This is a genomic window from Chloroflexus islandicus (assembly GCF_001650695.1).
In the GTDB taxonomy this organism is placed as follows: Bacteria; Chloroflexota; Chloroflexia; order Chloroflexales; family Chloroflexaceae; genus Chloroflexus; species Chloroflexus islandicus.
Window position 1 is genome coordinate 1 of sequence record NZ_LWQS01000034.1, and the last position, 20190, is coordinate 20190.

Sequence of the window (20190 nt, forward strand, 5' to 3'; positions counted from 1 at the left end):
CTGCGGCAGTCACACTGCCGCACTCCATAACCGGGAAGGGCCACAAAAAGACCCAAATGCCACAACAAAGTTTGTGTCTTTTGCGGCTCTTCGTGGCTATTCCTCCAGCCAGCTCAATAGGCTGCGCGCTTGCTTTGGACTGCGGCAGTCACACTGCCGCACTCCATACCCGGGAATGGCCACAAAAAGACCCAAATGCCACAACAAAGTTTGTGTCTTTTGCGGCTCTTCGTGGCTATTCCTCCAGCCAGCTCAATAGGCTGCGCGCTCGCTTTGGACTGCGGCAGTCACACTGCCGCACTCCATAACCGGGAAGGGCCACAAAAAGACCCAAATGCCACAACAAAGTTTGTGTCTTTTGTGTCTTTTCGTGGCTATTCCAAGCTATTCACGAGGCCAGCCGGTGAATGCTAACCACCGCCTTGTAGGCCGGCACCCCCGATCCGGCATCGCGCCGGCGCGCGTCGATCAACACATTGCCTTCCGGCCAATGCACCTGAATGTTGCCCGGCTTGAGCGGCGCCAATTTGATCCGAGCCTGCATTTCGCCCGCCTCTGACCGCAACACTACCCGCTCGCCCTCACGCAGACCCAGCCGCGCCGCGTCGTCGGGGTTGATCAGTACGTCGTCGCGCGCCGCGCCGTTCAACGGATCGCGCTCAGCATGCACGAGCGAGTTGAACTGCTTGCCGCGCCGGGTTTTGAGCACAAACATCCCCGGCGGCAATTGGGTTTGCGGCGGCGTCAGCGGGGTAAAGTGCGCTTTGCCGTCGGGAGTGGCAAATTGGCCATCACGGCACAAAATGCGCCCGCCCCATTGCACGTGATCGCCAGCCTTGCGCAGCCGCTGAATGCCGTCGTACTCAGGCACGATCCGGGCAATCTCTTCCCGAATCTGGTAGCCATCGGCAAACCGGATCAGGCGCGCGCGTTCGGGGTAGGCCCGCTCGGCCACCTGCATCAGAATCTCCCACTCGCTGCGCGCTTCGCCGGGAGGCGCCGTGATGAACGGCGAAAAGATGATTTCGCGTTCGGTGGTGGTTTCGGTGCCGCCGTCGCGCTGCTCGTAGCGAGTAGCTGCCGGCAGCAAGATCACGGTGTCGGCGGGATCAACCAGCATTTGGCTGGTCAAGACAATATCCTGATGGACACGCAATGCCGGACGGCTCAGCGCCGCGCGGATGTAGTCAGGATCGGGCATGGTATCGAGGAAATTGCCCCCCACCGCATAGAATACGTCCAGCGCGCCATCGTAGGCGGCATCGAGCATCTCACCGCAACTGAGACCTTTCCAATCCGGCACGGCAAAGCCCCACTGCTTGCCCAGCCAGCGCGCTTGCTCGGCATTCACCGGTCTCCCGCCGGGGAAGGCCGTCGCCAAACACCCCATCTCGCCGCCGCCTTGCACGCCGCTATGGCCGCGGATCGGCATCACGCCACAGTATTCGCGCCCGATAAACCCGCGCGCCAGTGCCAGATTGAGAATGGCTCTGACATTCTCGACCCCATACTCGTGCTGGGTAATACCCATGCTCCAAATGAAGACCGCACTCTTGGCCTGTGCCAGCACCTCGGCGAGGGCCAGCATCTCGGCGCGGGTGCTGCCGCTCGCCTGTTCCAACTCTTCCCACGACTGCCCAGCCAACGCGATCTGCACATCGGCAAAGCCGCAGGTATGCGCATCAATAAAGGAACGGTCAATCCAGTCGCGCTCGATCAGATGCTTGAGCACGCCGTTGAGAAACGCGATGTCGCCGCCGGTGTGAATCTGGAAGAAGCGGTCGGCGAGGCGCGTGCCGAATAGCGCGCTCTCGAACACGCTCGGCACCCAATAACGTTCGAGACCCGGTTCGCGGTAGGGGTTGATGACGAAGATGCGGGTGCCGTGCTGCTTGGCGTAATAGAGGTATTTCGTCGTTACTGGCTGATTGTTGGGCGCATCACTGCCGATGAAGAGCAGCACATCGCTGCCGATCCAGTCGCGGTAGCTACAGGTGGAAGCAGCCACGCCAAGCGCCTGCTTCATCGCAGTCGTGCTAGGAGCGTGGCAGAGACGGGCCGCGTTATCGACATTGTTGGTGCCGAGAAAGCGAGCCACCTTCTGCGCCACGTAGTAGGTCTCGTTGGTGATACCGCGCGACGTGAGGTACAACGCGATCCGGCGCGGATCGGCGGCGCGCAGGCGGGCGGCAATCTCGTTCAGCGCCGCATCCCACGAGATCCGGCGAAAGCCGCGCTCGCCGCGCCGGCGGATCATCGGGTAGGGCAGCCGGCCAAGCGCGCGCAAGTCACGCCCGCTCAGATCGCGCAGCGATGTTACGTCCTCTAGCCGGCGCACATCAAGCGGCGGCATCGTATTGAGACGCAACAGATTCAGCCGCACCGTGCAGAGATGCACGCCTTTCATGGTAAAATCGCGCAACCCGGCGGTACCCAACGCGCACCCGTCGCAGACACCCTCGTTCAAAATCCGCCATGCCTTGCCGAGACTATCGCGATTTTCCCACACGGTGCGCGCCATTTCCCAATAATGGTTCGGCTTGACCTGCCCAAGCCCATTGGGTACGAGACTCACCCACGTCGCCGGATTCCAGCCCCGTCGTTTCATGCTGCCTCCTCGCCGGTTGATTCGATTGGGGGATGCTGTTTGTATTGTACCAGCAAATGGGTAAGGCAGGAGTGATTCACGGATGTTCACGGCCCGCTCCTATGCACCGTCTCGCCGAACGCAATCAGATCCGGTACAATAAAGACTACCGATAACCATCTTCCACCCACGTAAGGCAGGATCACGTGACCGGCGCTACCCCAACCACAGCAATCAGCAATGAGCTCGCCCCGGTTGTGGCAGCCTTCCAACAACAGTTAGGCCACAACTTGGTCGGGATTACCCTGTTTGGCTCACGAGCGCGGGGTGATGCCCGGCCCGAAAGCGATTGGGATCTGTTGCTGATCGCGGAACATCTGCCAACATCGGTATGGGAGCGCCACCAATACCTGCTTGCCTGCTTGCCGGAGGCATGGCGCGGACGAGCGACCGTGATCGCCAAAACGCCAGCCGAATTCACCTCCTATCTTGCGCCGTTGTACCTCGACATCGCGCTCGATGGCATTGTGCTCTACGATCGTGACGGTTGGCTGACCGCGCACCTTGCCGCCATCCGTACCCTCCTCGACCGGCACGGTCTCTACCGGATCCAACGCGGACGTGATCTGATTTGGGAGTGGCGCGAATTCCCCGGTTTTGGCTGGGCATTGAATTGGGAGAAGGTTCATGCAGAAGAGCGTACACATACGATTCAAAACGTAAACTATCGGACCAAATTAGCTAGTGGCTTTATCAAAGAAGCACACCAAGACCTTGATCTCCAACGCTGGCGGTCTGCAGTAGATAATGCCCAGCTTGCAAGCGAAAATGCGGCAAAAGCTGTCTTAGCATTGTTAGGACCACCCGGACGCACCCATCAACTGGGAACGCTCCTGCGAGAAGCATTGGCTCATCAACGGTTTCCTGCTGAGCTGTCGCCGGATATTGAACGATTGGCTACGATTGCTGACACTTTGGGGATAGACGTACGTGTTCAGAGCGATGATGGGCTTGAAGAACAACAACTAACTCCATGGGAGATTTTCGATGAAGCGAAAGCCCGCCACATGGTCTCGCTCGCCGAAGAGGCGCTTTCGATTGCACAACGTCTCATTCATCACTATCCAACCAACCAACAAACCCTATGAACACCCCCATCACCGATCCCATCCAAGCACGCCGCGCGTTGCTGGAAGCGGAATTGGCCCGCTACGTCGAACTGTTGCGCGAGCACTACCACCCCGAACAGATTATTCTGTTCGGGTCGCTAGCTGAGGGGAAGATCCATGAGTGGTCGGATATTGATCTGTTAATTGTGAAAGATACCGATCAACGCTACCTTGATCGCATCCGCGAGGTGCTGCTATTACTGCACCCACGCCTTGGGGTTGACATTGTGGTCTATACGCCGCGCGAATTTGCGACGATGAAAGAGTCGAATCTGATGGTGCAGGAAGAGATTATCGCTAAAGGGAAGGTGCTCTATGAGCGATCCTGAACAATGGCTGGCTTTTGCGCGCGATGATGTACGTATCGCCCAACTTGCCATGCGCGAAGGCCTCTTTAATCAGGTGTGCTTTCATTGCCAACAGTGCGTTGAAAAGTCGCTCAAAGCATTGATTGTTCATCAAGGCCTTGTGCCGCCCCGGATTCACAAATTGCCCGATCTGCTCAGCCAAGTCCATGCTGCGCCGCTGGCAGCGATGGCAACTGAGATTCAACTGCTTGATCGATTTTACACAACGACTCGCTATCCGGGTTTCACTCCCGATGTGTCCCAATCGCTGCCTAATCAACGTGATGCCGAGGAAGCGCTTGAGATCGCGCAGCGCGTCTTGGCATACGTCACAGATCTCGTTGCGGCATAACCCCCTAGACAAGCCCCCCGATCTTCGTGTAGACTAGGAAAAGGGAGGTTGTATGCACGTCCAGCCCGAACCGATCTTAGTGATTGCCGCACATGCTGACGATATCGAGTTCGCTGCCGCCGGGACGATTGCCGGTTGGGCAGCGGCTGGGCATCCTATTACCTACTGTATCGTCACCGATGGGTCGGCTGGCTCCAACGAGCCGGGCATCGATCTGGCGGCATTGGTCGCGCGCCGGCAAGCTGAACAGCGCGCAGCGGCGGCAGTGCTGGGTGTGCATGATGTGCGCTTCCTCGGTTATCGCGACGGCGTCTTGCAGCCAACCCTCGAGCTGCGGCGCGAGTTGACCCGCCTGATCCGCGAGGTACGCCCCTTCCGCGTGCTCTGCCAAGACCCGACCTTGGTCTTTGCCGGCAGCACGTACATCAATCATCCCGATCACCGGGCCGCCGGCGAAGCAGCGATCTACGCCGTCTTCCCCAGCGCCGAAACCCGTCCGATCTTCCCGGAATTGCTCGCCGAAGGCTACGAGCCGCATAAAGTGCGTGAACTCTATCTGATGTTCCCGCCGGCCCCTGATCTCTACCTCGACATCAGCGATCGGATCGAGCAGAAGATCGAGAGCCTGCTCTGCCATCGCTCGCAACTTGGCCCCGAGGTCGCCGATTGGGTGCGCAAGTGGGATGCCGAGAACGGCGCCAAGATCGGCACGGCGTATGCCGAAGCCTTCCGGGTGATGCGTCTGGTCGATAATTAGCCCCGCGACACGAACAACTATCGGGAACGGGCAGCCGCTGGCTGCACCCGCATAGTTTGGTGTACGCGCTGGATGGTTGTTTGATAGCGCCGGCTCGTCCGGCTAGAAAGGCACTCCGTTGGCAGATTGATACCCGTGAGGTGCGCGTGAGTCAGGGCCGCGCGCATCTCGGTCGCGCCGGGTGCTGAGTCCGGTGCGCAGCCCTGTTCTCCGTGTCCGCGCCAGCGTCGGGGCGCGTGCCTACGATGTGGTCTCCCTTCGATGCCTACTGCGGCGTAGCAGTCGCGCACAGCGCGTTGGAGGCCACGGTGGCGGACGTAGTTAGTGAGGTTATATGAGTACCTTGACCAACAATCGCTTACAGGCCCTCAGTGACAATGTCTGGCTGCACTTCTTCCAGATGGGCCATTTCTCCAGTACCGGCGCGCGACCCACTGTGCTCGTGCGAGGCGAAGGGTCGCGCGTGTGGGATCAAGACGGCAATGAGTACATCGACGGTCTCTCCGGTCTGTTCGCAGTCAATGTCGGTTATGGTCGCCGCGAAATTGTTGAGGCGATCAGCGCGCAACTGAACGACATCGCTTACGTTAGCCCCTTTAGCTTCCCTAGCCTGCCTTTGATTGATCTATCGGCGCGGCTGGCTGCCATCAGCCCGACCGGCCCGCGCTCGCGAGTCTTCCTCACCACCGGCGGTTCCGATGCGGTTGAGACAGCGCTGAAGATTGCCAAAGCCTACCAGCGCCGGCGCGGCTTTGCCGACCGCAGCAAGATTATTGCCCGGCGGGTCAGCTACCACGGCACCTCGATGGGTGCGCTCTCGGTCAATGGCGTTACCTCGCTCCGCAACGGCTTCGGCCCGCTCGTGCCGGGAGCGCGTCACGTCCCGCTCCCCTATCGCTACCGCTGCGATTACTGCGCATTGCACAGCGGTTGCCGCGGCGTTTGCGTCGATGAGGTCGAGCGCCTGATCGAGTTTGAAGGGCCAGAAACCATCGCCGCCATCATCATGGAGCCGGTGCAGAATAGCGGCGGCGCGATTGTCTCGCCCCCCGGCTACCTCCAGCACATCCGCCAGATCTGCGATCACTACGGGATTGTGATGATTGTCGATGAGGTGATCTGCGGCTTTGGCCGGGTCGGCGATTGGTTTGGCTCAACCGCGATGGGAGTCGCCCCCGACATCATCACCACCGCCAAAGCTATGACCAGCGGGTATGCCCCGCTCGGCGCAGCCATTGTGCGCGACACCATCGCCGATGTGTTCATCTCTGACAACGACGCCGACAAGTTCATGCACGGCATCACCTTTGGCGGGCACGCCGCCAGTTGCGCCGCCGCGCTCGTTAACCTCGACATCATCGAACGCGAACACCTACTTGAGCGCAGCCGCGAGATGGGTGCATACCTGATGCGTGAACTGGAAGCGGCGGTCGGCGATCACCCCAACGTCGGCGAGGTGCGCGGGATGGGAATGTTTATGGCGGTTGAGCTGGTGCGCGACCGCGCCACTCGCGAATCGCTGGCCGAAGAGCGGCTGATGGTGTGGCTGAGCGATCAGTTGAAGCAGCGCGGCTTGATCTGCCGGGCCGACGACCGGCTCGAACCGGTCATCCAACTGGCCCCGCCGTTGATCCTCACCCGCGAAGAGGCCGATCGCTGCGTGCGCATCGTCACCGAGGCGGTGCATGCACTGGGACGCAAGTTGGGCAGCACACCGGCGATGTTTGCGATCAATCCGCCCGCGGAAACGAAAACCGCCGTGGCCGCCGATTAAACCCGGATATATTTCGTAGAGACGGACGGCTGTCCGTCTCTATAACCAATTCATTGCCATCGCATCATAGTAGAGACGGACGGCCGTCCGTCTCTACCATGATTTACTGTAACCGATCACATCACGTTGCGCCCGTCATCCGCTGCAATGGTTCACCGCAGACGCAGCAGCGGGTGCAGGGGATTGCGCCAACCGGTGCGCGTGACGCAAGGCAACAGCCTGATAGGCTAGTGCATTGTGGGTAAAATCACCCCCACAACTATTGCCTTCTCACTATGTGCGTGGTAGACTATAGGTAGATGAAAGGTGATGAGGCTCACCGTTGCAACTGCCCGCGGGCTGATGGCCTCTACAGAAGGTGACTTCTGTAGAGGCTTTTGTGTTAGAGGCGAGGGAGATGACGATGGCATTTCACAGCATTCTGTTCATCGATACCCCCGATGAGGCACCGGCGCCACAATGCTTCGCCGATTTGAACCTCGATCAGGTAGTGGAGGCGATTGCCGCTTCGCACAAAGATGCACGGCTGCAACCGTTCTTTCATACGCCGCTGCGTGACGAGGAACTGATCCGCCAGCGGCAAGCGGTGGTGCGCGATCTCGAGCAAGCGCCGGTCTACGCAGCCATCACCGCCTTCAACGAGCAGATGGCCGCCGTGTACCGCTATCTCGCGCTCAGGCAGACGCTGATCTACGAGCATCACCGGCAAGGGTGGCTGCTCGAAGCGGCGTTGACCTATTGCACTGCGGTGAGCGAGTTGGCCCGCGCGCTGAGCAAGGCCGAGTTGCATTCCGCCGGTCTGCAAGCGTTTCGCGACTATCTGTTCGGCTATCTGCAAACGCTGGAGTTTGGCGAACTGAATAACGCCGCGCAACAGGTGCATCAGGCCCTGAAACAGATCAGATTTTGCCTGACAATCCGCGGCGATACCTTTATTGTCAAGCCTTATGAAGGCGAACAACCCTATAGCCCGGAAATCACCGCCGTCTTCGCCAAATTCCGCCAAGAAGACAGTCCGAGCTACCTCTCCAATCTGCGCGAAGCAGCGGGGATGAGCCACATCGAAGCGAAGATCGTCGAGTTTGTTGCGCGCCTCTCGCCAGAGCCGTTTGCCGCCTTGGCCCAGTTTTGCGCGCAGCACGAACAGTTCATCGACGAGACGATTCGCCGCTTCGATCGCGAAATTCAGTTTTACCTCGCCTACCTTGAGTTTATTGCCCGCTTTCGCCAGCAGGGGTTGCTGTTTTGCTATCCGGTGATCAGCCGCAGCGACCGCAATGAAGCGGTGCGCGACGGATTTGATCTGGCGCTGGCCCATGCGCTCTATGTCCGGCAGACGCCGATTGTGCCCAACGACTACGACCTCAGCGAACCGGAGCGCATACTGGTGGTGTCGGGGCCGAATCAGGGCGGTAAAACGACCTTTGCCCGCATGGTCGGGCAGTTGCACTATCTCGCTAGTTTGGGGTTGCCAGTGCCGGCTCGCTCGGCCCGCCTGTTTATTCCCGACCAGATTTTCACCCATTTTGAACGGAGTGAAGACATTCGTAATCTGCGCGGCAAACTCCAAGACGAGCTAGTGCGCATCCACGAGCTGCTGGCCCAAGCGACCGGCGAGACGCTACTGATCCTGAACGAAATCTTCAATTCCACCACCGCCGAAGATGCGACCTTTCTGAGCAAAGAGCTGATGGGGCGCATCTTGCAGCGGCAGGCGTTTGGGGTGTGGGTGACGTTTCTCGATGAACTCTCGCGGCTGAACGAGCAAACGGCCAGTATGGTCAGCCTTGTCGATCCGGCCAACCCGGCCCAACGCACCTTCAAAGTGGTGCGCCAAGCGGCTGATGGCTGGGCCTATGCGTTGGCGGTGGCCCATAAGTACCGGTTGACCTACCAGCAGATCAGAGAGCGGATGGGGGCTAGGGTATGAGGAAAAATGGGATTGCGGTGAGGGCGACACATGCCATTGCGAGCCGAGCGGAGCGAGGCGAAGCAATCTCCCGCTCCCCGCCTTGTCATTGCGAGCCGAGCGGAGCGAGGCGAAGCAATCTCCTGCAAGCACGGGAGCTATCCGCTCAGGCATCCATTGCGCTGAAGCGGGAGATTGCTTCGGTCGGGCGGCGCCAGCGCTGCTGGACGCCGCCGCTCCCTCGCAATGACAGAGGACCCTTGTCATTGCGAGCCGAGCGGAGCGAGGCGAAGCAATCTCCTGCAAGCACGGGAGCTATCCGCTCAGGCATCCATTGCGCTGAAGCGGGAGATTGCTTCGGTCGGGCGGCGCCAGCGCTGCTGGACGCCGCCGCTCCCTCGCAATGACAGAGGACCCTTGTCCTTGCGAGCCGCCGCAGGCGGCGAAGCAATCTCCTGCTCCCCGCCTTGTCATTGCGAGCCGAGCGGAGCGAGGCGAAGCAATCTCCTCCTTCAGCGGAGAGATGCCTCCACGCCATTGGGTTGCGCCTCAGCGGGAGATTGCTTCGGGGGCGAGACGCACAGCATCGCTGTGCGCTACTGCCCCTCGCAATGAAGCGTTAAGCCGCGCACTTGCGGGGAAAAGTCGAGCAAAGCAGGCCATGACCTAATAGGACGCACACCTATGCATGTCTACTTACTCTATCCCGATCAGAACGATGATCCCAACCAACCGCCGCCACCGCAAGCCGAAGAGCTGCTGCGGGATCTGGCGCTTGCCCCGATCATTATCACAATGGCAAACGGCGACCAATTCATCGCCACGACAGTACAGCGCGTGCTGCTCAACAGCTTGACCGATGTGAACCACATCGCCTACCGGCAAGCGGCCTTGCAAGATTGTCTGCGCCATCCCGAGGTCATCCGGGAGCTCTACCACATTCCGGTGCAAGCGTTTGAACTCAAGCGTAAACGCTGGCTGGGGCTTTTTGGCATGCACTATCCGAGCAGTATTCTGAGCGAAGCGCGGGCTATGCTGGTTGCCTATTTCGATCTGCTCAAAGCATTGCGCCGTCTCGCCGATCAGTATGGCGCCGCATTTCAATCGCCTGCCTTCAGCCGCTTTTTCACCATGATCCAACAAGAACTCGGCGATGACTATCTAGCCGAGATTGCTTATCACCTGCGCCAGCTCAGCTTTCGCGACGGCATGCTGGCCAGTGCCGGGCTAGGGCGCGGTAACGAGCCGGGAGATTATGTGTTGTGCAAGCCCAACCAACCGCAAAAGAACTGGTTGCAGCGGCTGGTTGACCCCACACCGAGCTATGCCTACACCTTGCCACCCAAAGACGAGGCCGGCAGCCGGATTCTCGGTGACTTGCGCGATCGCAGTTTGAACGTCGCGGCGGATGCGGTGGCGCAAGCCGCCACCCATGTGGAAAGCTTCTTTAAGGCATTGCAACGCGAATTGGCCTTCTACATCGGCTGCCTCAATCTCGCCGAGCGGCTGAACGAACTGCACATGCCGGTCGCCTTCCCGGAACCATTGCCGCTCACCCAACGCCACTTCGCCTGCCAAGGTCTCTACGACCTGTCGCTCGCGCTCACCACCCAACAGCCGGTGGTCGGCAACGATATTGACGCTGGCGGCAAGGCGCTGTTTGTCATTACCGGCGCCAATCAGGGTGGCAAATCGACCTTTCTGCGCAGCGCGGGGATCGCCCAACTCTTGATGCAATGCGGAATGTTTGTACCGGCTATATCCTTTTCGGCCAACATCTGTAGCGGCGTCTTCACCCACTACAAACGCGAAGAGGATGCCACTATGAACAGCGGCAAATTCGACGAAGAGCTGGCCCGGATGAGCACGATTATCGATCAGCTTCAACCGCACGCGCTGATCCTGCTCAACGAATCGTTTGCCGCTACCAACGAACAGGAAGGGAGCGAGATCGCGCGCCAGATTATCGGCGCGCTGCTCGATAGCCAGATCAAAGTGGTGTTTGTGACGCACCTCTACGACTTTGCCCGCGGCTGGTGGCGAATGCAGCGAGTGGATACGATCTTCTTGCGGGCCGAACGGCAAGCCGATGGCTCGCGTACCTTCAAGTTGCGGGTGGCCGAGCCGCAAGCGACAAGTTACGGGACGGATCTCTACTATCAGGTGTTTGGCGAAGCTGAGCAGGTAGCCTCAGATGAGAGCGCCGCAGTCTGAGGCAGCAACGCTCGCACCTGCCGCGCCAAGGTTGCGGCGTCGGCAAAGCCTTGATTCACGTGCCGCACCGCGCCGCCAGCATCGAGCACAACCGTCGCCGGCGCGGTGAGAATGCCCAATTGCGCGACAAGCTGCGGATGTTCAGGCGCTGATAATGTAGTCACTACAACCTGATCACCCATTATTGCGGCCAACTGGGCTAGGGCCGGCGCTTGGCGCGTGCGGCATTCACGGCAACCGGGGGTTGAAAACGCGATCACGGCTGGCCGGCCAAGCGGGACAATACCAGCAAAGAGGGGCGCTTGGCCGAGCGCGCGTAACCGGGACGCCTGCCAATAGCGTACCCCTACCCACAGCAAGCCGAGTCCGGCTGCGAGCGCAACGATCATGAAGAGACGCTCGATCATTTCCACAGCCCCAAACGCTGCAATTGAAAGAAGATAAAGCACCCGGCGCAAAAACCAAAGAGCAGATTCACAGCCGCCAGCGCAACCACGAGCAACGCCAGCCCCCAACCGAGCAGATGCGCGCCGAACCACAAGGCAATGGTGGCCGCGATTAACACTGCTGCCCCCATCCCTTGGGCAAACCGGTGAGGGGCGGGGTCTTCTTGGTGTACATCGGGACGCAAAAGACCACGCGGACGCAACACATCGCGATAGAGGCGTTGAAAGAGCGCTAGCGCCGGCGAGATAGTGCCAAGCGCCATCACCGCAGCGACAAAGGCGAGCAGCCAGAGCGAATCGGTGACGAATGCGATCAACACAAGCAGGATGATCGTAGCTTGATTGACGCGCAACGCCGTGCGATCAACGAGAGTGGGTGGCGAAGCAATGGGTTGAGTGGCCATAGACAACTTCCTTACGCAAGTTTTCAAGTTCTTAGGTTAATCTTAAATAAGATGGTCTGTTTTGTCAAGATTAAAAACCACGGATGTCCCCACGGCGGCCCAATCCGTGTCCATCCGTCTCAATCCGCGTTCATCCGTGTCCTCATGGACATTTCGGGTAAAATAAACGGGACACAGCAGTGCTGTGTCCCGTTCAGTCTGGTAGCGGCGGCAGGATTCGAACCTGCGACCTTCGGGTTATGAGCCCGACGAGCTGCCACTGCTCCACGCCGCGTCACCATTTGCTACTATAGCACATCAAAACCACTATGTCAAGAGGTTCTTCACTACATGGGGTTGTAATGCAGGCGGAACGGCCAGAACACCTTGACGTGATCCGCGTGCTCTTTCGCGAATACGCCGCCAGCCTGCCCATCGATCTCGGCTATCAGGGGTTTGAAGCTGAGCTAGCCGCGCTTCCCGGCGCATACGCACCACCGCAGGGCCGGCTGTTGTTGGCGCTTGTCGCCGGTGAAGCGGCGGGATGCGTGGCCTTGCGCCCGCTGAGCGCGACGATCTGCGAGATGAAGCGATTGTATGTGCGGCCACCGTTTCGCCGGTCGGGGTTAGGCCAGCAACTCGCCAGCCAGATCGTGGCGGAAGCGGCGGCGATCGGCTACGAGCTGATGCGGCTCGATACTCTGCCCACGATGCGCAGCGCGATCCGGCTGTACGAATCGCTCGGCTTTACCCGCTGCGCACCGTATTACCCAACCCCGATCGCCGAAACGGTATTTATGGAACGGCGGCTGCGGTGAAGGAGGCACAGGAATGACACCCCTCCTCACCGCACCGACCGGTAGCCACCCTTCACCCCGCGCGGCGACAATACCAACTGCCAGAGCTGGCTGGCCCGCGCCATAAAGCTGCCGGCGCTCATCAACAGATAGAAGCGCCACATGCGGTAGAAACGTTCATCATACCGGTGCGCAAGCTGCGGCCATGCCCGCTCGAAATTGGCATGCCACGCTTTGAGCGTCGCTACGTAATTGATGCCGAAATTGTGCCAATCTTCGAGCACGAACACCCCCTCGAACGCCGCCGCCAACAAGCGCGGCGAGGGCAACATCGAGTTGGGGAAGATGTAACGTTCGATCCACGCATCACGCCCTTGGTAGGCGACATTCGTGCCGATCGTGTGCAATAGCACGAGACCATCATCGGCTAACAAGCGGCGCACCGTTTGCATAAAGGTACGATAATTGCGATAGCCGACGTGCTCGAACATCCCGACCGAGATGATCCGGTCAAACCTGCCGCGCGTTTGCCGGTAATCTTCCAGCCGGATTTCCACCGGCAAGCCACGGCAACGTTCTTGTGCAAGAGTGGCCTGTTCCCGCGAGACGGTAATCCCAACCACATGCACGCCGTAGCGTTCAGCCAGATACTGGGCCGTGCCGCCCCAGCCACACCCAATGTCGAGCACTCGCATGCCCGGTTGTAGATCGAGCTTGCGTGCGATCAGATCGAGCTTGGCCTCTTGCGCTTCATCGAGCGTGCGCGCGCCGCTATCCCAATAGGCGCAACTGTAGATCACGCGGCGGTCGAGCATCGCGGCATAGAGATCATTCCCGATATCGTAGTGGCGCTGGCCGATCACGAACGCGCCCTTGCCACGCTGGCGATTGATCAACCGGCTGTCGAACCAGAGCGGTAGGTTGATCAACCAACCGACCTGCGCCGGCGCTTGCACTTGCAATAACCGGCAAATAAACTCATCGATCGCCGCGCAATCCCACCAGCCGTCCATATACGCTTCGCCGAGGCCCAACGAGCCGCGCAGCAGACAACGCAAGTAGAGCCGTTCATCGTGAACCTGAATATCCCATGGTTGTGAACCATTGACCGTAATGCCGGCAGCGTCGAGCAATCGCACCGCATAGGTACGGGCCCGCCGGTGGAGAGCATGCAGTTTAGGTTGAGCGACATTCGTTGTTGTTGGCAGAGGAGCCAGTTCGCGTTCAGTCATAGCAACCTCCTCGTATGATGTACGCGAAACGGTTGAACATCCTTCGCAACTGTCGCTTGCCGCATATTCACCTACGGTATCACTTCATCACTTGTCACCCCCTGTTAAGAGCGGTATACTACTTGCAAAGAAAATCATTGCACATGTGCAGGTTTACTATTATGAAACAACACGACGTTCGCTCCCATTTGCCGCACCAGCTTATCCACGATGTCTACGTCCTGCTGGATGACGGCGACCGACGCGCGCTAGCGCACACCAACCTGACGCCGCTCGAGTTCAATTTGTTGCTGCAACTCGATCTCGAGCAGGGTCAGCGCCTGACCGATGTGGGTGCGAAGCTGCTCTGTGTCAAAAGCACCATTACCCGGCTCGTCGACCGGCTTGAGCGCGACGGATTAGTGCGACGCAATCCCGATCCCGACGATCGGCGGGCGCAACGTCTGATCCTCACGCCGCGCGGTGCGGCAGTGCGCGCCGAGGCGCTAGCGATGCACAACGCAGCGGTCGAGCGCCGGATGGGGCTGCTCGATGCGGAAGAGCAGGAGCAGCTCACCCGCTTGCTGTTGAAGCTGCGGGATGGGTTAGCCGCCGATCTGGCTGCCCAGCAAGCCATCGAGGCCGAAACATAGCCGTTTCCTCCTCGCTTGCGAATCCTTTGCCTGTTTTCAAACGGTATTCTTCATGATACCGCTTCTTTGGCAACAGGCAAGATCGCATGAATCTGATTCGAATGGCGCTGGGTTGGTTGGTTGGGATCGCGTTAGCCGGAACTGTTTCGTTACCGCTGCACTGGTTGGCGCTTGTCGCCGGTGCGGCGGGGGTGGGTGTCGTTGTTGTTGACCGCCGCTGGCGCTGGATGGCGCTGGCGGCGTTGTGTTTGGCGCTGGGTGGGATACGTTACCACGTTGCCCAGCCGTTGCTCGGCCCGCACCATATCGAACACTGGGCCGGTGCTGATGAGGTGATGTTGGTTGGCAGCGTCGCGGAAGAGCCGCGCCGTGATGACACCGGCCAGCAATTGGTCATCGCCGTGGCTCACGCCGGCCCTGATGGCAGGTTGGTGCCGGCGGAGGGGCGGGTGCTGGTACGCGCCCCGCCCTACCCCCCGTACTATCCGGGTGATCGCTTGCAGATTAGCGGGAGGCTGACACTCCCCCGCACTGCCCAACGTCCGGGAGAGTTTGATTACCGCGCCTACCTTGCCCGCCGGAACATCTTTGTGCTCCTGAACCGGCCTACCGCTATCAAGACGTTGGCTGCGCGCGAACCAGCATGGGGCTTGGCCCAGATTAGCCAGTTTCGCGAACAGTGCCGGCGTACCGTGCTGCGCCTGTTACCTGAACCGCAGGCGGCGCTGGCGATCGGGATTCTGCTCGGTATTCAGGCTGGTCTGCCGGAAGCGGCCCGCGCAGCGTTTGCCACGACCGGCACTTCGCACATCTTAGTCGTGTCAGGCTGGAACTTTACTATCGTCGCGGCAGCACTGGCGGCGTTAGCCAAACTCACCCGCTTGCGGCCATGGCCGGCCTTTTGGCTCAGTCTGGCCGTGATGTGGATCTACGCCGGCTTCACCGGCGCATCGGCGGCGGTGGTGCGGGCGGCGATGATGGCCAGTCTCGCCCTCTTGGCCCGCACCGCCGAGCGGCAGAGCGAGCCGTGGCGGTTGTTGTTGGCTGCGTGCTGGCTCTTGACGCTGGTCAACCCGCACACCCTCTGGGATCTTGGCTTCCAACTCTCGGCGCTTGCCACCGCCAGCCTGTTTGCGTTCGGCAAACCGGTAGAACGCTGGCTCGATGGGGTGCGCTGGCTGGCCTACCCAGCCTTGGCGTCGGTGCGTGAGGCGCTGACGGCGACCTTGGCGGCGCAGGTGTTGACCATGCCGCTGATGCTGTACCACTTCGGCAATCTATCGCTCGTCGCGCCGCTGGCCAACATCCTGATTGTGCCGGTGGTGCCAGTAGCGATGCTGTTGGGAATGGCGGCATTGATCGGCGGCTTGATCTGGCTGCCGCTCGGCCAGTGGCTGGCGACAATCGCATGGTTACCGCTGAGCTGGATCACCAATACGGCGCTGGTGCTGGCCCAACCGGCATGGGCAGCGCTGGCCGTGCCATCTTTCCCACTCTGGCTGTTGCTGGCCGGTTATGCGCTGATCGGCGGCTATTGGCTGTGGCGGCGGCCAGACCGCGAAGACGTGCGGGCAGCTTAGTGCCATGCGCCAAACTGAGCGCCTTGTGTTATGATGCAAGAGGAAATGTTTTGAGATTGGCAAGGAATAGGTATGGCCCAGATCGCACCCTACGGCAGTTGGCGCTCGCCGATCACTGCCGCAATGCTCGTCACCAAGCAGGTGAGCCTCAGTTGGCCGCAGATCGACGGCGCTGATCTGTACTGGATCGAAGGTCGTCCGCAAGAGGGCGGGCGGAATGTGCTGGTGCGCCGCGCCGCTGACGGCACAATCAGCGATGTAACCCCAACCGGTATGAATGTGCGCACCCTCGTGCATGAGTACGGCGGCCTCAGCTACGTGGTCGATCAGGGTGAAGTCTTCTTTGTCGAGTTTAGCGATCAGACCCTCTACCGCCAGCGTCCCGGCGAGGCGCCGGCACCGCTCGGCACACCGGCAGGCCTGCGCTTCGCCGAGATGGTGGTGGATCGGGCGCGTAACCGGTTGATCGCGATTGGGGAGGATCATCGCGGCGACGGCGAAGCGCAGAACTATCTGGTAGCGGTCGATCTGGCCAGCGGCGCGACGACGCCGTTACTCACCGGACGCGACTTTGTGGCTGCGCCGCGCCTGAGTCCCGACGGGGCATGGCTGGCGTGGCTGGCGTGGGATCATCCCAACATGCCGTGGGACGCCGCCGAGTTGTGGGTGGCGCCGGTCTTGGCCGATGGCAGCTTGGGAACGGCGCGCCAGTTGGCCGGCGGCCCCGGTGATTCGTGTTTTCAACCGGAATGGGCCGCTGATGGCAGCTTGCTGGTGGTGGCCGAGCGTAGCGGATGGTGGAACCTGTACCGGCTCGATCTTGACGGCAACGCTACCCCACTTTACCCGCTCGAGGCCGAGTTCGGCCAACCGCTCTGGCAGCCGGGTATGCGCACCTACCTGCCCTTGGCCGATGGAAACGTACTGGCGGCATTCTGCCAGTCCAGCCGTTGGCAAATGGCGCTGATCCACCGCGATGGCCGCACCGAACCGATCGACTTGCCGGTCTCGGTCATCAATATCGTCAACGGGGCTGGTGAGCGGGCGCTGATCATCGGCAGCTCACCCACCATGCCAACCACCCTGTTTCTGCTCGACCTAGCCGATCGTTCGCTCACCCCCATCCGGCAGAGCGGCGAACTGCCAGTTGATCCGGCTTATCTTTCGCTGCCCGAAGTGATCAGTTTTCCCAGTGCTGGCGGGCGCACCGCCTACGGCATCTTCTACCCGCCGCACAACCCCGACTTTGTCGCCCCCGCCGGCGAACTCCCGCCGCTGCTGGTGATGATCCACGGCGGGCCGACTGCCGCCGCCTACCCCACCTTGCGCCTCTCGATCCAATACTGGACGAGCCGAGGGATCGGGGTACTCGATGTGAATTATGGCGGCAGCACTGGCTTTGGCCGTGCCTACCGCGAACTGCTCGATGGCAGATGGGGGATTGTCGATGTGGAAGATTGCGTGGCCGGCGCGCAATTTCTGGCCGCCAACGGCAAGGCCGATCCTGCCCGGCTGCTAATCACCGGCGGCAGCGCCGGCGGCTTCACCGTGCTGGCGGCGCTAGCATTTCACCACACCTTCCGCGCCGGCGCCAGCCACTTCGGCGTCGCCGATCTAGCTGCACTGGCCCGCGACACCCACAAATTCGAGTCGCGCTACCTCGACCGCCTGATCGGCCCCTACCCCGAACGCGCCGACCTCTATCAGGCCCGTTCACCGCTCTACCACGCCCACCAGATCACCTGCCCGGTCATCTTCTTCCAAGGGTTGGAAGACAAAGTGGTGCCGCCGGCCCAATCGGAAGCGATGTACGAGGCGCTCCGCACGCGCGGCATCCGCACCGAATACGTCCCCTTCCCCGGCGAACAGCACGGCTTCCGCAAAGCCGAAAACATCATCACCGCCCTCGAACGCGAACTGGCGTTTTACGGTGAGGTGCTCGGCTTTACGCCGGCAGTGTGACCACAACCCGGTAGACAGTCCTCTGTCATTGCGAGGGAGCGGCGGCGGCCAGCAACGCTGGCGCCGCTCGACCGAAGCAATCTCCCCCGAGCACGGATTGCATTCACACAGGCATCTGTGCCGCTGAAGTGGGAGATTGCTTCGCCGCGCTTCGCTCGGCGCGCAAGGACAAGCGGCGCAAGATGAACGTTTGATCATCTTGCCCGCTTCATTGCCGGCCAGTTGCGTGCTATACTTACACCATCAAAGCGATTGGTCGCGGGAGTATGTCCTTGAGTACGGAGCCAGCCGCCCTTCTCGAGCGCGCTACAGCCATCGTTGCCGCCCAACTTGCCGGATTGCGCGAACTCTACCACGCCGCCTTGCACCAGCAGGAAGGCGTGGTTCAGCGTGCGCGCCAACTTTCGCGCCAACTCGATGAAGCCGTTGTGCAAGAGCAGTTTGCCCGCGAACGCGGTTTATCCACCGTCGCTATCGCGGCGCGGGTCAAGCAATTGCGCGCCGAGCACGCCGCTGCTGCCGAAGCTGAAGCCGAATTGCGCCGGTCGCTCCGCCAGCTTGACCAGCTCATTCGCCAGATCGAGATGAGCAGCACCACCCTGACCCGCAATGTCGAAGGCGTGGCCGCCGATCCGTGGGTGCAGGCGTTGCGGGCGCAAGTTATTAAGGGCCGCGAGGAGGAGCGCATCCGGCTGGCGCGTGAAGTGCATGACGGGCCGGCGCAAGTGCTAGCAAATGCGCTGATGGGGGTCGAAGTCTGCCAAAATCTGCTTCAAGAGCAGAAGCTGGAACAGCTCGGCTCGATCCTCAGCCAACTGGGTGATAGCGTGCGCGAAGGCTTGCGCGAAATACGCAGCTTTATCGCTGACCTCCGTCCGGGCAAGTTGGAAGAACAAGGGCTTGTGCCGGCGCTGCACGAATATATTCGCCGCTACCGCGACACGGTCAGCAGTCCGGTCGTGTTTGAAGCTGATCCGTTGCCACGCTTGCCGGCTGAAGCTGAGATCGTGCTCTACCGCATTGTGCAGGAGGCGTTGCAGAATGCGCGCAAACATGCCCGTGGCGCGCCGGTGCGGGTGACGTTAACGGCGCGTGGCGGGAGGTTGCAACTGACAATCCGCGATGAAGGGCCGGGTTTCGATCTACGCGAGGTGATCCGGCGCGCTGGACGCGAAAGTTGGGGGTTGACGAGCATGCGCGAACGGGCCGAGTTGATCGGCGCGCAACTGACGGTTACGACCCGGCGCGGCGCCGGCACCGAAGTACATGTGACGATGCCATTGCCGCAACCGGCGTGAGTTATCCGAGGGGTGATGCGTGACAGCGCCATTATCATCAAAGGTCAGAGTATTAGTGATTGATGACCACCCGCTCTTCCGGCAGGGGATCCGCTGGAGCTTGGAAAGCACACCCGATATTGAGGTGATCGGTGAGGCTGAGAACGGCCAAGAGGCAATCAAGCTGACCGAACGCCTGATGCCTGATGTAGTGCTGGTTGATATTAACCTGCCCGGCTTGAACGGGTTGGAAGTGGCGCGCGTGATTAAGCGCCGTGAGCCGCGCACCGGCATCATTGTGCTGAGCGTCTACGAAGATGATGACCAGTTGTTTCAGGCGATTAAGGTCGGCACGGCGGCGTTTACATCCAAAGACATTAGCCCGGAAGAGCTGGTGCAGATGATCCGCGATGTCGCTCGCGGGCGCTATCTGATCAACGATGCGGTACTGGCCCGGCCAAACGTTGCGGCGCGAGTACTGCACCAATTCCGCGAACTAGCCGCCACTGACGAGGAAGATGGCGCGAATCTGTTTGCCCCGCTGACGTCGCGCGAAATTGAGATTCTCGACTGCATTGCCCGCGGCCTCTCAAACAAAGAGATTGCGCAGGAGCTGAGCATCAGCGGCCAGACAGTAAAAAATCACATTACGTCCATCCTTTCCAAGTTGCAAGTCAACGACCGCACGATGGCGGTGATTGTGGCGATCAAGAAGGGGTGGATTAAGATGGGGTATTCGCAATTGCCCGAGTAGGGACATTGCGGTGCAATG

At 60.4% G+C, this 20190-nt stretch carries 17 protein-coding genes, 1 tRNA gene and 1 riboswitch; of the genes, 13 read left to right on the top strand and 5 right to left on the bottom strand.

What is annotated here, in order from left to right; genetic code table 11:
- Positions 1-388: 388 nt before the first annotated feature.
- Positions 389-2608 (bottom strand): FdhF/YdeP family oxidoreductase, encoded by a 2220-nt coding sequence (locus A6A03_RS02705; RefSeq protein WP_066783325.1) that lies wholly within the window; start codon positions 2606-2608, stop codon positions 389-391.
- 185 nt (positions 2609-2793) lie between these two features.
- Here A6A03_RS02705 and A6A03_RS20575 point away from each other — a divergent pair, with 185 nt between their 5' ends.
- The 7 genes from A6A03_RS20575 to A6A03_RS02740 all read left to right on the top strand — a co-directional run bounded on the left by A6A03_RS20575 (position 2794) and on the right by A6A03_RS02740 (position 11109).
- Positions 2794-3735, top strand: a complete 942-nt coding sequence (locus tag A6A03_RS20575; RefSeq protein WP_066783327.1) for a HEPN domain-containing protein — start codon at positions 2794-2796, stop codon at positions 3733-3735.
- Positions 3732-4085 carry a nucleotidyltransferase domain-containing protein gene (locus A6A03_RS02715; RefSeq protein ID WP_066783329.1) on the top strand — a complete coding sequence of 118 codons (354 nt, stop codon included), beginning with the start codon at positions 3732-3734 and terminating at the stop codon, positions 4083-4085. Before A6A03_RS20575 ends, A6A03_RS02715 begins: the two co-directional genes overlap by 4 nt.
- Complete coding sequence (locus A6A03_RS02720; RefSeq protein ID WP_066783332.1) at positions 4072-4455, top strand: HEPN domain-containing protein; 384 nt, start codon at positions 4072-4074, stop codon at positions 4453-4455. The genes A6A03_RS02715 and A6A03_RS02720 overlap by 14 nt, the downstream gene beginning before the upstream one ends.
- 52 nt (positions 4456-4507) lie before the next feature.
- Positions 4508-5212: a PIG-L deacetylase family protein gene (locus A6A03_RS02725; RefSeq protein ID WP_066783334.1), complete on the top strand. Its 705-nt coding sequence runs from the start codon at positions 4508-4510 to the stop codon at positions 5210-5212.
- Between the two features lie 334 nt (positions 5213-5546).
- Positions 5547-6986, top strand: coding sequence for an aminotransferase family protein (locus tag A6A03_RS02730; protein ID WP_066783336.1), 1440 nt, complete (start codon positions 5547-5549; stop codon positions 6984-6986).
- Between the two features lie 296 nt (positions 6987-7282).
- Positions 7283-7345: riboswitch (Fluoride riboswitch) on the top strand.
- Positions 7346-7389: 44 nt separating this feature from the next.
- Positions 7390-8916 (top strand): MutS-related protein, encoded by a 1527-nt coding sequence (locus A6A03_RS02735; RefSeq protein ID WP_066783481.1) that lies wholly within the window; start codon positions 7390-7392, stop codon positions 8914-8916.
- Positions 8917-9579: 663 nt separating this feature from the next.
- Positions 9580-11109 (top strand): MutS-related protein, encoded by a 1530-nt coding sequence (locus A6A03_RS02740; protein ID WP_066783338.1) that lies wholly within the window; start codon positions 9580-9582, stop codon positions 11107-11109.
- Here A6A03_RS02740 and A6A03_RS02745 read toward each other — a convergent pair.
- The 3 genes from A6A03_RS02745 to A6A03_RS02755 all read right to left on the bottom strand — a co-directional run bounded on the left by A6A03_RS02745 (position 11055) and on the right by A6A03_RS02755 (position 12233).
- A complete protein-coding gene (locus A6A03_RS02745) occupies positions 11055-11498 on the bottom strand; it encodes a thioredoxin domain-containing protein (RefSeq protein ID WP_245668790.1) in 444 nt (147 codons plus the stop codon). The genes A6A03_RS02740 and A6A03_RS02745 overlap by 55 nt on opposite strands.
- 14 nt (positions 11499-11512) lie before the next feature.
- Complete coding sequence (locus A6A03_RS02750) at positions 11513-11959, bottom strand: DUF4395 domain-containing protein (protein WP_066783342.1); 447 nt, start codon at positions 11957-11959, stop codon at positions 11513-11515.
- 199 nt (positions 11960-12158) lie between these two features.
- A tRNA-Met gene (locus A6A03_RS02755) sits at positions 12159-12233 on the bottom strand.
- Positions 12234-12300: 67 nt separating this feature from the next.
- On the opposite strand from A6A03_RS02755, the gene A6A03_RS02760 reads away from it, so the two are divergent.
- The gene (locus A6A03_RS02760) at positions 12301-12756 is read left to right on the top strand and encodes a GNAT family N-acetyltransferase (protein WP_245668791.1); all 456 of its coding nucleotides are present in this window, start codon (positions 12301-12303) and stop codon (positions 12754-12756) included.
- 26 nt (positions 12757-12782) lie between these two features.
- On the opposite strand, the gene cfa is transcribed toward A6A03_RS02760, so the two are convergent.
- Positions 12783-13967, bottom strand: coding sequence for a cyclopropane fatty acyl phospholipid synthase (cfa, locus tag A6A03_RS02765; RefSeq protein WP_066783347.1), 1185 nt, complete (start codon positions 13965-13967; stop codon positions 12783-12785).
- Positions 13968-14128: 161 nt separating this feature from the next.
- On the opposite strand from cfa, the gene A6A03_RS02770 reads away from it, so the two are divergent.
- The 5 genes from A6A03_RS02770 (at position 14129) to A6A03_RS02790 (ending at position 20172) form a co-directional block, all read left to right on the top strand.
- A complete protein-coding gene (locus A6A03_RS02770; protein WP_066783349.1) occupies positions 14129-14599 on the top strand; it encodes a MarR family winged helix-turn-helix transcriptional regulator in 471 nt (156 codons plus the stop codon).
- A gap of 86 nt (positions 14600-14685) precedes the next feature.
- Complete coding sequence (locus A6A03_RS02775) at positions 14686-16179, top strand: ComEC/Rec2 family competence protein (RefSeq protein WP_066783351.1); 1494 nt, start codon at positions 14686-14688, stop codon at positions 16177-16179.
- Between the two features lie 72 nt (positions 16180-16251).
- Positions 16252-18141 (top strand): S9 family peptidase, encoded by a 1890-nt coding sequence (locus tag A6A03_RS02780; protein ID WP_066783353.1) that lies wholly within the window; start codon positions 16252-16254, stop codon positions 18139-18141.
- Between the two features lie 266 nt (positions 18142-18407).
- The gene (locus A6A03_RS02785; RefSeq protein WP_425394360.1) at positions 18408-19439 is read left to right on the top strand and encodes a sensor histidine kinase; all 1032 of its coding nucleotides are present in this window, start codon (positions 18408-18410) and stop codon (positions 19437-19439) included.
- Positions 19440-19458: 19 nt separating this feature from the next.
- Positions 19459-20172 carry a response regulator gene (locus A6A03_RS02790; RefSeq protein WP_066783355.1) on the top strand — a complete coding sequence of 238 codons (714 nt, stop codon included), beginning with the start codon at positions 19459-19461 and terminating at the stop codon, positions 20170-20172.
- Positions 20173-20190 lie beyond the last annotated feature (18 nt).

Coding starts and splice junctions, on each gene's coding strand:
- cfa (WP_066783347.1), bottom strand. CDS start 13,967: ATGACTGAACGCGAACTGGCTCCTCTGCCAACAACAACGAATGTCGCT.
- A6A03_RS02735 (WP_066783481.1), top strand. CDS start 7,390: ATGGCATTTCACAGCATTCTGTTCATCGATACCCCCGATGAGGCACCG.
- A6A03_RS02775 (WP_066783351.1), top strand. CDS start 14,686: ATGAATCTGATTCGAATGGCGCTGGGTTGGTTGGTTGGGATCGCGTTA.
- A6A03_RS02725 (WP_066783334.1), top strand. CDS start 4,508: ATGCACGTCCAGCCCGAACCGATCTTAGTGATTGCCGCACATGCTGAC.
- A6A03_RS02745 (WP_245668790.1), bottom strand. CDS start 11,498: ATGATCGTTGCGCTCGCAGCCGGACTCGGCTTGCTGTGGGTAGGGGTA.
- A6A03_RS02705 (WP_066783325.1), bottom strand. CDS start 2,608: ATGAAACGACGGGGCTGGAATCCGGCGACGTGGGTGAGTCTCGTACCC.
- A6A03_RS02785 (WP_425394360.1), top strand. CDS start 18,408: ATGTCCTTGAGTACGGAGCCAGCCGCCCTTCTCGAGCGCGCTACAGCC.
- A6A03_RS02780 (WP_066783353.1), top strand. CDS start 16,252: ATGGCCCAGATCGCACCCTACGGCAGTTGGCGCTCGCCGATCACTGCC.
- A6A03_RS02760 (WP_245668791.1), top strand. CDS start 12,301: ATGCAGGCGGAACGGCCAGAACACCTTGACGTGATCCGCGTGCTCTTT.
- A6A03_RS02770 (WP_066783349.1), top strand. CDS start 14,129: ATGAAACAACACGACGTTCGCTCCCATTTGCCGCACCAGCTTATCCAC.
- A6A03_RS02730 (WP_066783336.1), top strand. CDS start 5,547: ATGAGTACCTTGACCAACAATCGCTTACAGGCCCTCAGTGACAATGTC.
- A6A03_RS02750 (WP_066783342.1), bottom strand. CDS start 11,959: ATGGCCACTCAACCCATTGCTTCGCCACCCACTCTCGTTGATCGCACG.
- A6A03_RS02720 (WP_066783332.1), top strand. CDS start 4,072: ATGAGCGATCCTGAACAATGGCTGGCTTTTGCGCGCGATGATGTACGT.
- A6A03_RS02740 (WP_066783338.1), top strand. CDS start 9,580: ATGCATGTCTACTTACTCTATCCCGATCAGAACGATGATCCCAACCAA.
- A6A03_RS02715 (WP_066783329.1), top strand. CDS start 3,732: ATGAACACCCCCATCACCGATCCCATCCAAGCACGCCGCGCGTTGCTG.